The organism is Bradyrhizobium sp. CCBAU 53421, from assembly GCF_015291625.1.
Taxonomy (GTDB): domain Bacteria; phylum Pseudomonadota; class Alphaproteobacteria; order Rhizobiales; family Xanthobacteraceae; genus Bradyrhizobium.
In genome coordinates this window covers 876,687-889,624 of the sequence record NZ_CP030047.1, presented here as the reverse complement: position 1 = coordinate 889,624, position 12,938 = coordinate 876,687, and the positions used below count along the sequence as shown (strand labels likewise).

Here is a 12,938-nt window from a genome sequence, read left to right as displayed (position 1 = left end):
GCGGACACCCGGCGTCCAGCGCGGCATCCGGGGAGCGAACTCATGGCAGCGGTGATTGGAGTCACGGGACTTGCATTTGAGGCGCGGATCGCTGCAGACCTGCATACGCAGGCGATCTGCAGTGGCGATGGCAGCACGCTCGCGGAGTCTCTCGCGTCGGCAATTGCTGAGGATTGCTGCGGTCTCATCAGTTTTGGCGTCGCGGGCGGCCTTTCGCCCGACCTCCCGGCAGGCGCATGCGTCGTAGCATCGACGATCGTTTCGGAAACGATTCAGCTCTTCACTGATCGGAACTGGTCGCAAGCCTTGCTTCGACTCATCCCCGGTTCGATTTATGGCCCTATTGCTGGTGTGACCACCGTCGCCATGCATCCAGAAGCGAAGCGCTCGCTGCATATGAGTACAGGCGCGCTGGCGGTCGATAACGAATCCCATGTGGCGGCGAGTGTCGCTGCTGCGCGCGGCCTCCCTATGGCTGCCGTCCGCGTGATCATGGATCCGGCCGGTCGGCAACTTCCTGCCGCCGCCCTGTCCGCAGTGCGTGCAAACGGGACGATCGATCTCGCCGCGCTGGTCCGTGCGACAATGAAACAGCCGAGCGAGTTACCGATGCTGCTTCGGACCAGTCTCGACGCACTGTCCGGATTTGCGGCGCTGCTTCGCTGCCGTCAATTGCTTGGCCCTGGATTAGGGCTGCCTTCCTTGCAAGCAGATGAGTCGGAGCCAAGCTCAAGTATCGCAGCGGAAGATCGTATGATCGCCTTCTAGAGCGTTTTCGAGCGAAGTGGGCACCGGTTCGCGTGAAGAAAACGCGTCAAAACAAGAATCTAGAGCTTCGGTTCTGATTCAATCAGAACCGAAAATGCTCTAGTCGCTTTTTTGGTCGAACCGGCTGCTGTACCTGCCGACTGCGTGACCTCAACGCGCACTGAAGGTGAGGCCGGCGCGCTCCTTCAGACGCTTGCGCAAGGCCGGCCCCATCAGCGCGCCCGGCGTCCAGATGCCGCCCTCGCCCTGCACGTCGCGCACGAGGCAGAGAGCGCTTTCGGTGATCATCTTGCTGGTCGAGCCATAGCCCGGATCGCGGTCGCCGGTGACAACGGCTTCGACCCGTCCGCCATCCGGCACCTCGCCCAGAAAGAAGATGTCGTAGAAGCCCCTCTCGCGCGCTTCCCGGGTCGGGCCTGCGCCGCGTTTGAGGCCGCCGGTCCCGAACAAGGACACCACCGTGGCGAACGTCTCCGTCGTCACGCTCGCGATGTCCCCAAGTCCCGGCGCCACCATCATCTCGTCATAAACGAAGTCCCTGCCGTAGGGATGGCCCAACAGGAAGTTCGTGCGGTGCACGTTCTTGGTGTTGATCGGCGCCATCGGGAACGGCACGAGCCACGCGTGCATGCTCGTGTCATATTCGGGGACGAGGCCCGATGGCTGAGACGGCCCAGTGAAGCCCGGCGTCAACGCGAAGGGATCGGTCAGCAGCCGGATCAGAGCCGGGTCGCGCGCCGCGGCGGCCAGCGTCGCCTGAGCGCTCGCCGCGGTGCCGCCAGACATGCCACCCCTCACCTTGCGCAGGCGGGCCTTCACCCGCCGCGCCGGGCGTCCGAATTTCTCGCGCGCCTTCTCCTGCAACGTGAGCACACCGAGATCGAACGGGATGGAATCGAAGCCACAGGAGAAGACGATGCGCGCGCCGGTCCGTTTTGCCTCTTCGTGATGGGCGTCGATCATACCCCGCATCCAGCCCGGTTCGCCGCAAAGATCAACATAGGCCGTGCCGGTGGCCGCGCATGCCGCCACTAGCTCGGGGCCGTGAAGCTGATAGGGCCCGACCGTGGTGACGACCACGGCCGCGCGCTCGCACATCGAACGCAGGCTGGCCGGCTCGGAGGCATCCGCCTTCACCAACGGCAAATCGTCCGGTGCGCCGATGTCGGCACGCACTTTCTGGAGTTTGTCGGTCGAGCGTCCCGCAATTGCCCAGGACAGTGCATCGTCGCCGCGATAGGATGTCGCCAGATATTCGGCGATGAGACCCCCGGTGTAACCCGTCGCGCCATAGACGATGAGGTCGAAGTCCCGCTTCACGGCGTTGATCCTCCTCGAGCCCCCAAGCCGCTCCGTTCAGATCCGTTCGCAAACGCCCGGTAAGCTTCGCGGCCACTTTGGCGAGGGGTCGCGCAACATTCGGGCGCCCCCCGTCGCGCTTGACGCAGGATACCACAGTTCCCGCCTCTGGGCGCGCAACACAATCTAGCGCCTGTGGCCGCTTGCAAACGCCCTACGGTGGCCTACCATGAATTGGGGAGCTCACTGTGCAGGAGCGAAGCCATGGAACTCACCGTGGTACCCATCGTCAAGCCGGACGAGACCAACTTCATCTTCGGCCAGTCGCATTTCATCAAGACCGTGGAAGACCTTCACGAAGCGCTGGTGGGCGCGGTCCCGCGCATCCGCTTCGGGTTGGCTTTCTGCGAAGCTTCCGGCAAGCGGTTGGTGCGCTGCTCCGGTAACGACGACGCCTCGCTCGCCCTGGCACGCGACAACGCATTGGTGATCGGCGCCGGTCACACCTTCCTGATTTTCCTCGGCGACGGGTTCTTTCCCGTCAACGTGCTGCCGGCGGTGCGCGCAGTGCCGGAGGTCTGCCGCATCTATTGCTCGACGGCCAATCCGACACAGGTGATCGTCGCGCAGACGGATCTCGGGCGCGGCGTGCTCGGCGTGGTGGATGGCGCCTCGCCGCTGGGTGTCGAAACCGACGCCGACATTGCGTGGCGGAAGGATCTGCTGCGGAACATTGGCTACAAGCTTTAGACCGATGGTTCGCCGCCTGGCGGCGCCCGCATGCCGGATATGTATCAACCCAGCGCGTCATTGCGAGCGGACGGGCCGTCACGCCCCCTCAAAACTCCTGCGCGAGCTTCGCCAGCATCTCCAGCAGCGCGGCGTGGTTGGCGGGGCCCAGCACCTCGATCAGCCGCGCCTCGTGCTTGTTGGCGACCAGCTTCTTGGCGCGCGCCAGCACGGCGCGGCCCCTGTCGGTCAGGACCAGGATGTGGGAGCGGCGGTCGTTGGTGGAACGCATCCGCGCGCAAAGGTCGCGGCTCTCCAGCGCGTCGAGCATCGCGACGAAATTCGGCCTGAGGATGCCGAGCGTATTGGCGATCTCGGTCTGGTTGCGGCCCGGATTCTTGTCGAGCAGCAGCAGCACCGAGAACTGCGCCGGCGTCAGCTGCAGCGGCGCGACGCAGCGCAGGAAGTCCTCGAACACCTTGAGCTGCGCACGCTTCAGCGAATAGCCGAGCAGTCCGGACAGTTCGCCCAGTTGCAGCATGCTGTCGTCCCCGGCAGGATCGACCGGTTCCCTGCGCTGGGCACGCGGCGAACGGACGGCATCGGCGGCGGTCTTGGAAACAGTCATCGCTCCAGGCTCGCAATCCCGGTAAAACCCCGCGGGACGCTCGGGGACCTTGAGATTATATCCAATAATCGTTATGAACTATATCAAATATCGGCGGCTATCAACAGCCGATATCGGCCGACCCGACCGGCACAACCGGCCGCGGCGGTCCGACGCTTAAGGGGGAGCGCTCGGCCTTGAACACAACGATCATGCTGTTCCTGCTGCAGGACGGCATCACCAATGGCGCGATCTACGCACTGCTCGGGCTGGCCCTGGTGCTGGTGTTCGCGGTGACGCGGGTGATCCTGATCCCGCAGGGCGAATTCGTCACCTACGGCGCGCTGAGCTACGCCATGCTGGCGACCGGGCAGGTGCCCGGCACGGTGCGCCTCGCGGTCGCGATGGGTCTCGTTGCATTCGCGCTCGACCTGTTCTTCGCCCGCAAGGCGCTGCATGCCCGGCTGGTGATGCGCTCCGTCGCGCTCAACATCGTGTTTCCCTTCGCGCTGCTCGGCCTCGTCTATGCGCTGGTCGGCCCCCATACGCCGATCGCCGTCAACATCGCGCTGGCGCTTCTGATCGTGGCGGCGATCGGGCTGTTCCTCTACCGCATCGCGTTCCAGCCGATCGCGCACACCTCCGTGCTGGTGCTGCTGATCGCCTCGGTCGGCTGCCATCTGGCGCTGCAAGGGCTCGGCCTGGTGTTCTTCGGCGCCGAGGGCCTGCGCGGCCCGGCGCTGTCGAGCGCCGCGGTGACCGCAGGTCCGCTGCGCTTCACCGGCCAGAGCCTTGCCGTGTACGCCCTGACGGTCGGCTTCATCGTCGCGCTGTGGCTGTTCTTCGGCTACACCAAGACCGGCAAGGCACTGCGCGCCACCGCGGTCAATCGCCTCGGTGCCCGCCTGGTCGGCATCCGCACCACGCTGTCGGGCCAGATCGCCTTCCTGCTCGCTTCCGTGATCGGCGCGATTTCCGGCATCCTGATCGTGCCGATCACGACGCTCTATTACGACACCGGCTTCCTGATCGGCCTGAAGGGTTTCATCGCCGCCATCATCGGCGGTCTGGTCAGCTATCCCCTGACCGCGGTCGCGGCCATCCTGGTCGGCATCGTCGAGGCCTTCTCGTCGTTCTACGCCAGCAATTTCAAGGAAGTCATCGTGTTCACGCTGATCCTTCCCGTCCTGGTGCTGCGCTCGCTCGCAGCGCCCCAGGTCGAAGAAGAGAAGGATTGAGCGCGATGACGCAGCGACTTCCTCTCATCATCTTCGCGCTCCTGATGGCGGTGATCCCGCTTGTCCCGGGCATCCCGCCGTTCTGGATCGTGCTGCTCGACAATATCGGCCTCGCCGCGCTGGTCGCGATGGGGCTGGTGCTGCTCACCGGCGTCGGCGGCCTCACCTCGTTCGGCCAGGCCGCGTTCTGCGGCTTCGGCGCCTACACCACGGCGGTGCTGACTATCGCCTATGGCGTCTCGCCGTGGTTGACGCTGCCGGCTTCGCTTTTGGTCAGCGGCGTCGCGGCCGTGCTGCTCGGCCTCGTCACGGTGCGGCTGTCCGGCCACTATCTGCCGCTCGGCACCATCGCCTGGGGCATCGGCCTGTTCTATCTGTTCAGCAAGCTCGAATTTCTCGGCCGCAACGACGGCATTTCCGGCATTCCGCCGCTCTCGATCGGTTCGTTCAGGATGCTGAGCCCGGACACGATCTATTATGCGATCTGGGTCGCGGCGCTGCTGTCGGCGCTACTCACCATGAACCTCTTGGATTCTCGCACCGGGCGCGCCATCCGCGCGTTGCGGCGCGGGCATATCGCGGCCGAGGCATTCGGTGTGCAGACGCCGCGCGCCAAGCTGTTGGTCTTCATCTATGCCGCGGTGCTGGCCGGCCTGTCCGGCTGGCTCTACGCGCATTTCCAGCGCGCCGCCAATCCGACGCCGTTCGGCGCGCAGGCCGGCATCGAGTATCTGTTCATCGCCGTGGTCGGTGGTGCCGGTTACGTCTGGGGCGGCGTGCTCGGCGCCGGCATTGTCGTGATCCTGAAAGAGGTGCTGCAGAGCTACCTGCCCTACATCTTCGGCGGCCAGAGCCAGCTCGAGACCATCGTGTTCGGCATCATGCTGGTGCTGCTGTTGCAGCTCGCGCCGCAGGGCGTCTGGCCCTGGCTGATGTCGCGGCTGCCGTTCAAGCCCACCCGCAAGACGCCGGACACATCGGTGAAGCTGGAACACCGCGAGCGAGCGCCCGGAACGTCTCCGGTGCTGCTGCATATCGACAAGGCGCGCAAGCAGTTCGGCGGCGTGCTCGCGGTGAACGACGTCTCGTTCGACGTCAACGCCCGCGAGATCGTCGCGCTGATCGGCCCGAACGGCGCCGGCAAGAGCACGACCTTCAACCTGATCACCGGCGTCCTGGCTGCAACCAGCGGCAAGATCGCCGTCCACGGCAAGGAGGTCGCGAACGCGCCGCCGCAAGAAGTGGTCAAGCTCGGCGTCAGCAGGACCTTCCAGCATGTCAAGCTGGTGCCCGACATGACCGTGCTGGAAAACGTCGCGATCGGCGCGCATCTGCGCGGCAATTCCGGGGCGATCTCCAGCATGCTGCGGCTCGACCGCACCGACGAGGCAAAGCTGCTGGCGGAAGCCGCGCGGCAGATCGCGCGCGTCGGCCTGTCCGACCAGATCGACCAGCTCGCGGGCTCGCTGTCGCTCGGGCAGCAGCGCATCGTCGAGATTGCGCGTGCGCTGTGCGTCGACCCGATGCTGCTGCTGCTGGACGAACCGGCCGCCGGCCTGCGCCACATGGAGAAGCAGCGGCTGGCCGCGCTGCTCCGGCAGTTGCGCGACGGCGGCATGTCGGTGCTGCTGGTCGAGCACGACATGGGGTTCGTGATGGATCTCGCCGACCGCATCGTCGTGCTGGATTTCGGTACCAAGATCGCCGAGGGCACGCCGGCCGCGATCAAGCGCAACCCCGACGTGATCAAGGCCTATCTCGGAGCCGCCGCATGAGTGCGCTGTTGACGGTGACCGACGTCCATATCGCCTACGGCAAGGTCGAGGCCGTGCGCGGCGTCTCGCTCGATGTCGCCGGCAACGAGATCGTCACCATCATCGGCGCCAATGGCGCCGGCAAGACTACCTTGCTCAACGCCATCATGGGCGTGCTGCCGTTGCGGGGCCGCACCACCTTCGCCGGCGTCGACATGGCGCCGCTAGACATCGAGGACCGCGTCGCAACGGGACTGAGCCTCGTGCCCGAGCATCGCGAATTGTTCGGCACCATGAATGTCGAGGACAATCTCGAGCTCGGCGCCTTCCGGATCGCGAAGGCGGTCGCGGCGACCTCGCTGGAGCGGGTCTACACGCTGTTTCCGCGACTCAAGGAGCGGCGCAAGCAACTCGCCGGCACGCTGTCCGGCGGCGAGCAGCAGATGCTGGCGATGGGCCGCGCGCTGATGGGCGCGCCGAAACTCTTGATGCTGGACGAGCCGAGCCTCGGCCTCGCCCCGATCATCGTCGCCGACATCTTCCGCATCGTCGGCGAGCTCCGCGCAGCCGGCGTCTCGGTGCTCTTGGTCGAGCAGAACGCCCAGGCCGCGTTGCAGATCGCCGACCGCGCCTATGTGATGGAGCTCGGCGAGTTCGTGCTGTCTGGCCCGGCCCATGAGATCGCAGCCAACAAGGGTGTCGCCGCGAGCTATCTCGGCTTCCAGCATGAAGGCGAGAGCGCGATTTAGGTCTGATCATCGTACGCGGATGGATCCTCACGCCACCGGCCCAATGTGAGGGAATCACCGGCGGTAGGGTTCCCTCCCCCCTTGCGGGGGAGGGTTAGGGAGAGGGGTGCCACACGGCATGCTCTCGCAGCACGCGTTTCGGCTACGCGCGACCGAGCTTGCGATAGTGACGATCCCGTCGATCATCTCGCCCGGGGCTCACCCCTCTCCCCACCCTCCCCCGCAAGGGGGGAGGGAGCCTGCGCAACGTGCTCACCTTACGCGATCTCAGGTGAGATGACTCTCCGGCGGAGGCTAAGAAAAAAGCCGGCCCGTCATCGGGGCCGGCTTCCTCGTTTTGCGGATCGAGATCGGCTCACATCGCCGGGACGTACTTCCCGTCCTTGACCGTCAGCAGGATGCGCGAGCGGTCGTCGAGGCCGTAGCGGTCCTTTTCGGTCCAGTTGTAGACGCCCTGGCTCGCGACGATCTCCTTCTCGGAGATGAAGGCCTGGCGGATCGCCTCGCGGAATTCCACCGTGCCGGGCTTGGCGGTCTTCAGCGCCGTCGGGATGATGCGCTTCAGCACCTCGAAGGCATCGAAGGAATGGCCGGCGAACTGGCTGCGGCTGTTGGCACCGTACTTGGCTTCATAGGCGGCGTTCAGCGTCAGGCCCGGCTTCTTGGTCAACGCGCTGTCGGCTTGCGTTTCCGGCGACATGATCGGGCCGGCCGACATGATGACGCCCTCCGCCGACGCGCCGGCGATGCGGATGAAGTCCATGGTGGCGGCGCCGTGGGTCTGGTAGATCAGGCCCTTGTAGCCGCGCTCGCGCAGCGCGGTCTGCGGCAAAGCCGCGGCGGTACCGGAGGCGCCGACCAGGATCGCGTCGGGATTGGCGGCGACGAGCTTCAGCACCTGGCCCGCGACCGACGTATCCGGACGCGCGAAGCGCTCCTCGTCGGTCATGGTCAGGCCCATCGGCACGGCCTGCGCCTTGAAGTCGTTGACCCAGAGGTCGCCGTAGGAATCCGAATAGCCGATATAGCCGACGGTCTTGATGTTGTGCGCCTTCATGTGCTCGTAGAGCACCTTGCCCATGATCGGAATCGACTGCGGCAGGTCGACCGACCATTTCGCGCGAGCCTCATTGATCGGGAACGGCGCGAGGCCGAGATGCGGGATGCCGGCCTCGTTGGCGACCGTCGACACCGCGATCGTGGTCGGCGTGATGCAGGAGCCCATGATGATGTCGGCCTTGGACTCGGTGACGAAGCGCCGCGTGTTGGTGGTCGCAGCCGTCGGATCGCCGGCGTCGTCGAGCACGATCAGCTTCAGCGGCACGCCGCCGATCTCCTTCGGTACGAAATCGAGCGCGTTGCGCTCGGGGATGCCGAGCGCCGCGGCGGGGCCGGTGGTCGAGATCGAGATGCCGATAGTGATTTCATTGGTCTGCGCCAGTGCGGGCGCGCCCGGCAGCGCGAAAGCAGCTGCGAGCGCCGCGGCGGCGAGAGTGGCCTTCCTCATTCATTCCTCCCTGCGGATAAGTTTTTTGGGTTTAAACCAGTTTTGCGGGCCAATTCAGCCCCTTCTTTAGAGCATGATCCGGAAAAGTGGAAACCGGTTTTCCAAGAGGATCATGCTCCGAAAGTCGAGTCATGAGGGGCTACGAGTCAGCCGTTCACGAACGCCTCAGCCGTTCATGAAGCGGTCGATGACCTCCTGCGGAAACGGCGCCGATTTCAGCCTGGCGGGATCGTCCGGGTGGCGGCCGACCAGCACCCTGGTCTCGAATGCCTCGATCGCCAGCGCCTCGCCCTTGAACACGCGGTGCACCACCTCGAAGCTCGAGCGCTTGATGCTCTCGATCCGGCTCTCGATGGTAATCCAGTCGCCATGGGTCGACGGGATGTGGAATTTCGCCCGCGTGTCGACCATGGGAATGCCGACCAGGCCGTATTTGTGGACGAGGTCCTGCTTCGAGCAACCGGCGGCCTCGAACATGATCGAGGTCGAGTCGTCGAACATCGCGAAGTAGCGCGGGTAGTAGACGATGTTGGCGGGGTCGCAATCGCCCCACTGGATCTGCACGTCGCGCCGATTGACGAACATGGTTTATCCTCGATTGAGCACGAGCGATCCGGAGGCGCGTGTCATGCTCCTCCGGATCATGCGTCAGCGCGGCGCCATCCGGAGCGCGGCATCGAGCCGCACCACTTCGCCGTTCAGATAGGGATTGTCGATCATGTGCAGCGCCAGCGAGGCGAACTCGTCGGCCTGGCCCAGCCGGCGCGGGAACGGGATCGCGGCAGCGAGCGAATCCTGCGCCTCCTGCGGCAATCCGGCCAGCAAGGGCGTCATGAACAGCCCGGGCGCGATGGTCAGCACGCGGATGCCGAATTGCGCGAGCTCGCGCGCGATCGGCAAGGTCATCGCGACGATGCCGCCCTTGGAGGCCGAATAGGCCGCCTGCCCGATCTGGCCGTCATAGGCCGCGACCGAAGCCGTCGAGATCACGACGCCGCGCTCGCCGGTCGCGAGCGGCTCGAGCTTCGACATCTCTGCTGTCGCGAGCCGCAGCATGTTGAAGGAGCCGAGCAGATTGACCTTGATCACCTTGTCGAAGTCGGCGAGCGCCATCGGCCCTTCACGGCCGATCACGCGCTTGGCCACCCCGATGCCGGCACAGTTCACCAGCACCCGCGCCGGGCCGTGCGCCTTGGCGGCGGCAGCGACCGCAGCTTCCGCGGCGGCTGCATCAGCGACGTCGCAGACCACAGCAATGCCGCCGATCTCGGCTGCGACGCTCTCGGCGAGCTTGGCGTTGAGGTCGCAGACCGCGACCCTGGCGCCCTGCGCGGCCAGACGGCGCGCGGTCGCAGCGCCCAATCCCGATGCACCGCCGGTGACGATGGCGGCCTGGTCCTTCAACTGCATGGCATGCTCCTCTTCGATCTTCAGATTGACGTGATCACCGATGCCGGCGGCACCGGCGCGTAGAGCGCTTCGATGATGTCGGTGCGATGCTCCAGCACCGCGCGCTGGTTGATCGAGCCCTTGTCGGTGACCTCGCCGCGATCGATCGTCAGCGGCGTGTCGAGCAGGATCGCCCGCGCGATCCGGTTCGACGACCCGGTGGCGCTCGCAAGGACGCGCGCGAAACGCTCGCGAAACGCGGCACGCACCAGCGGATCATTGGCCGCGGCCGCGATGTCATTGGCGACGAGCGCCGGATTGATCAGGCGGCAGCCGTCGAGATCGAGGATCACGATCGCCGCCAGCTCGTCGCGGTTGAGCCCCGCGATCACGACGTCGCGCACCAGCGGCGCGCAGGTGCCGACGAAGCGCGCGCGCAGCGGCCCGACGCTGACCCAGGTGCCGCTTGCGAGCTTGAAATCCTCGGCGATGCGGCCATCGAAATCGAAACCGGCATCGAGATCGCCCGGATTGGCGGGCTTCAGCGCATCGCCAAACTTGTAAAAACCTTCCTCGTCGAACGCCTTGGCGGTCAGCTCGGGCTGCCGCCAGTAGCCGGGCGTCACGTTCGGGCCTTTGGCGCGCACTTCGAGCTTGCCGTTGTTGGGGACCAGCTTCGCGTCGTTGCCCGACACCGGAAGGCCGACATGGCCGGAGCGGCTGGTACCGGGCCGCACCGACATGAAGAACGGCGAGGTCTCGGTGGCGCCGAGGCCAGTGAGCATCGGCACACGATAGCCCTTCTCCTGCACCGCGAGCGCATCGAGGCTGTTCCAGATGAACGGCGACAGCGCCGCGCCGGAGAAGAACATCGCATGCAGCCGGTGGAAGAATTTTGCGCGGAGACCTGCGTCGTCGCGCAGATAGGGCAGCAGCGATTCATAGCCCTTGGGCACGTTGAAATAGACCGTCGGCGAGATCTCGCGCAGGTTTCGCACGGTCTCCTCGATGCCGCCGGGCATCGGCTTGCCTTCGTCGAGATACATCGAGCCGCCGTTGAACAGCGTCAACCCGACATTGTGATTGCCGCCAAATGTGTGATTCCACGGCAGCCAGTCGACGATGACCGGCGGCTCGTCCTTCAGGAACGCCAGCGTCTCGCGCAGCATCACCTGATTGGCGCAGATCATGCGCTGGGTGTTGATGACGGCCTTGGGATTGCCGGTTGAACCCGACGTCAGCAGGAATTTCGCGATCGTATCCGGACCGATCGCCGCATGGGCCGCATCGAGGCGCGGATCTTCCGGCGTTGCCATCAGGCCGGCGAGCCGCGTCACTTCGCGGCCGGGCACGGTCCCGCGGCTTGCCGCGATCTCGACGTCGGGGCCGACATTGGCCCGCAGCGCGTCGGCAAATTTGTCGGCGTCGTCGACGAAGACGAGGCCCGGCGTGAGCAGCTTGATGACAAAGTCGAGCTTGCCGTAGTCGCGCGACACCAGCGAATAGGCCGGCGACACCGGGCAGAACGGAATGCCGGCATAGAGCGCGCCGAGCGCGATCAATGCGTGATCGATCGAGTTGCCCGACAGGATCACGATCGGCCGCTCGGCCGACAGTCCGCGCGCGATCAGCGCGGAGGCGATGCGCCTGACAGCCTCGAGCAATTGCGCGTAGGTGATCTGGCGCCAGCCGCCGCCGGCCGCACGCTCCGCCATGAACACGCGGTTCGGCTCGGCGGTCGCCCAGTGATGCAGGCGGTCGGTGAGGCGAACGGGAAAGTCGGCGAGCTTTAGCTTGGGGCGAAGATAGATCGTGCCGTCGTCGCGGCGCTCGACGGTGACATCAGGGTTGCCGAACGAAATCGGGCGCAGCGGATGCGCATTCGCGGTGGATGCAGACGGCGTGGCATTCATGTCGGCTTCACCTTGGCGGTCTTGCGATCCAGGAAAGCGCGAATCCGCTTCTTGGCCTCCTTGTCGCTCTGCGCCACCGTCGCCATCAGCGATTCCATCAGAAGGCCGGTCTGGGGATTGGCCTCGGCGATCATCGGCAATGCCTGCAGCACGGCGAAATTGGTCAGCGGCGCATTGGCGGCGACGCGCTCGGCGAGCTCCAGCGCTTTCGGCAACGCGCCGTCGGCCTCGGTAAGATATTGCGAGAAGCCGTAGGCCGCGCCTTCGGTCGCCGAATAGACCCGGCCGGTCAGCATCATGTCCGCCATTCGCGGCACGCCGATCAGGCGCGGCAGCCGCACCGATCCGCCGCCGCCGACGAAGATGCCGCGCTGGCCTTCGGGCAGCGCGAAATAGGCCGACGGCTCGGCGACCCGGATATGCGCGGCGCAGGCAAGCTCTAGCCCGCCGCCGATCACGGCGCCCTTCAGCGCGGCGATCACAGGCACGCGGCAATACTGGATGCGGTCGAACACCCGGTGCCACATCTGGGAGTGCACCAGCCCCTCGGTGGCGTCGCGTTCGGTCAGCTCGGAGAGATCGAGACCGGACGAGAAATGATCGCCGACGCCATGGATCACCACGGCGCCCACGGTGTCGGGAATCGCGGAGAAGCAGTCCCGCAGCGCGAGGATGATGCCGTCATTCAGCGCATTGCGCTTGGCGGGCCGGTTCAGCCCGACGGTCAGCACCGCCCCCCGCGTCTCGACCTTGAGCAGCGAGGCGTCACCCGCGTCGGCAGCGTTTCCCATGGCTTTATTGTTTCCTATTCAGAATAGTTATGTTTTATAACGATTAGCACAGGAGTCAATATGGCTGCTGTTCCGGCGGATGAGTGCGACGTTCGTCAGCGCGCTTCGTCATTCTGAGAGTTAGGCGAGCACACGATCGGGGCTCCCTCCCCCTTGCGGGGGAGGGTTGGGGAGAGGGGTGGTCCCGGGAGAGA

Annotated in this window: 12 protein-coding genes; 5 read left to right on the top strand and 7 right to left on the bottom strand. The window is 65.6% G+C overall.

The features are described 5' to 3' along the window. Window positions 1-42: 42 nt before the first annotated feature. Complete coding sequence (locus XH92_RS04035) at window positions 43-768, top strand: adenosylhopane nucleosidase (protein WP_194458081.1); 726 nt, start codon at window positions 43-45, stop codon at window positions 766-768. Window positions 769-918: 150 nt separating this feature from the next. Here the strand turns inward: XH92_RS04035 and XH92_RS04030 are convergent, their stop codons facing one another. After that, window positions 919-2,088, bottom strand: a complete 1,170-nt coding sequence (locus XH92_RS04030) for a trans-acting enoyl reductase family protein (protein WP_194458080.1) — start codon at window positions 2,086-2,088, stop codon at window positions 919-921. A gap of 243 nt (window positions 2,089-2,331) precedes the next feature. On the opposite strand from XH92_RS04030, the gene XH92_RS04025 reads away from it, so the two are divergent. Then, on the top strand, window positions 2,332-2,817 hold the full coding sequence (locus tag XH92_RS04025) for an adenosine-specific kinase (RefSeq protein WP_194458079.1): 486 nt from the start codon (window positions 2,332-2,334) through the stop codon (window positions 2,815-2,817). Between the two features lie 88 nt (window positions 2,818-2,905). On the opposite strand, the gene XH92_RS04020 is transcribed toward XH92_RS04025, so the two are convergent. Beyond that, window positions 2,906-3,424, bottom strand: coding sequence for a MarR family winged helix-turn-helix transcriptional regulator (locus XH92_RS04020; RefSeq protein WP_050406246.1), 519 nt, complete (start codon window positions 3,422-3,424; stop codon window positions 2,906-2,908). A gap of 176 nt (window positions 3,425-3,600) precedes the next feature. Between XH92_RS04020 and XH92_RS04015 the strand changes: the two genes are divergently transcribed. From XH92_RS04015 to XH92_RS04005, 3 genes are read left to right on the top strand one after another with little or no spacing between them, the layout of a single operon-like run. Further along, window positions 3,601-4,641, top strand: a complete 1,041-nt coding sequence (locus XH92_RS04015; RefSeq protein WP_194458078.1) for a branched-chain amino acid ABC transporter permease — start codon at window positions 3,601-3,603, stop codon at window positions 4,639-4,641. 5 nt (window positions 4,642-4,646) lie between these two features. Next, window positions 4,647-6,416, top strand: a complete 1,770-nt coding sequence (locus tag XH92_RS04010) for an ATP-binding cassette domain-containing protein (protein WP_194458077.1) — start codon at window positions 4,647-4,649, stop codon at window positions 6,414-6,416. Continuing rightward, window positions 6,413-7,144, top strand: a complete 732-nt coding sequence (locus XH92_RS04005) for an ABC transporter ATP-binding protein (protein WP_194458076.1) — start codon at window positions 6,413-6,415, stop codon at window positions 7,142-7,144. The genes XH92_RS04010 and XH92_RS04005 overlap by 4 nt, the downstream gene beginning before the upstream one ends. A 355-nt stretch (window positions 7,145-7,499) precedes the next feature. Here XH92_RS04005 and XH92_RS04000 read toward each other — a convergent pair whose 3' ends face one another. From XH92_RS04000 to XH92_RS03980, 5 genes are all read right to left on the bottom strand, one after another. Continuing rightward, window positions 7,500-8,651, bottom strand: coding sequence for an ABC transporter substrate-binding protein (locus XH92_RS04000; protein ID WP_194458075.1), 1,152 nt, complete (start codon window positions 8,649-8,651; stop codon window positions 7,500-7,502). A 165-nt stretch (window positions 8,652-8,816) separates the two neighbouring features. Further along, window positions 8,817-9,236, bottom strand: coding sequence for a thioesterase family protein (locus XH92_RS03995; RefSeq protein WP_097677100.1), 420 nt, complete (start codon window positions 9,234-9,236; stop codon window positions 8,817-8,819). Between the two features lie 63 nt (window positions 9,237-9,299). Beyond that, window positions 9,300-10,061 carry an SDR family NAD(P)-dependent oxidoreductase gene (locus tag XH92_RS03990; protein WP_194458074.1) on the bottom strand — a complete coding sequence of 254 codons (762 nt, stop codon included), beginning with the start codon at window positions 10,059-10,061 and terminating at the stop codon, window positions 9,300-9,302. A 20-nt stretch (window positions 10,062-10,081) separates the two neighbouring features. Further along, the gene (locus XH92_RS03985; RefSeq protein WP_194458073.1) at window positions 10,082-11,953 is read right to left on the bottom strand and encodes a feruloyl-CoA synthase; all 1,872 of its coding nucleotides are present in this window, start codon (window positions 11,951-11,953) and stop codon (window positions 10,082-10,084) included. Beyond that, a complete protein-coding gene (locus XH92_RS03980; protein ID WP_194458072.1) occupies window positions 11,950-12,744 on the bottom strand; it encodes a crotonase/enoyl-CoA hydratase family protein in 795 nt (264 codons plus the stop codon). Before XH92_RS03980 ends, XH92_RS03985 begins: the two co-directional genes overlap by 4 nt. Window positions 12,745-12,938 lie beyond the last annotated feature (194 nt).

Excerpts from the sequence above, each read along its gene's own strand:
- XH92_RS04035 (WP_194458081.1), top strand. The coding sequence starts at position 43 with ATGGCAGCGGTGATTGGAGTCACGGGACTTGCATTTGAGGCGCGGATC.
- XH92_RS04025 (WP_194458079.1), top strand. The coding sequence starts at position 2,332 with ATGGAACTCACCGTGGTACCCATCGTCAAGCCGGACGAGACCAACTTC.
- XH92_RS04020 (WP_050406246.1), bottom strand. The coding sequence starts at position 3,424 with ATGACTGTTTCCAAGACCGCCGCCGATGCCGTCCGTTCGCCGCGTGCC.
- XH92_RS04010 (WP_194458077.1), top strand. The coding sequence starts at position 4,647 with ATGACGCAGCGACTTCCTCTCATCATCTTCGCGCTCCTGATGGCGGTG.
- XH92_RS04005 (WP_194458076.1), top strand. The coding sequence starts at position 6,413 with ATGAGTGCGCTGTTGACGGTGACCGACGTCCATATCGCCTACGGCAAG.
- XH92_RS04000 (WP_194458075.1), bottom strand. The coding sequence starts at position 8,651 with ATGAGGAAGGCCACTCTCGCCGCCGCGGCGCTCGCAGCTGCTTTCGCG.
- XH92_RS03995 (WP_097677100.1), bottom strand. The coding sequence starts at position 9,236 with ATGTTCGTCAATCGGCGCGACGTGCAGATCCAGTGGGGCGATTGCGAC.
- XH92_RS03990 (WP_194458074.1), bottom strand. The coding sequence starts at position 10,061 with ATGCAGTTGAAGGACCAGGCCGCCATCGTCACCGGCGGTGCATCGGGA.
- XH92_RS03985 (WP_194458073.1), bottom strand. The coding sequence starts at position 11,953 with ATGAATGCCACGCCGTCTGCATCCACCGCGAATGCGCATCCGCTGCGC.
- XH92_RS03980 (WP_194458072.1), bottom strand. The coding sequence starts at position 12,744 with ATGGGAAACGCTGCCGACGCGGGTGACGCCTCGCTGCTCAAGGTCGAG.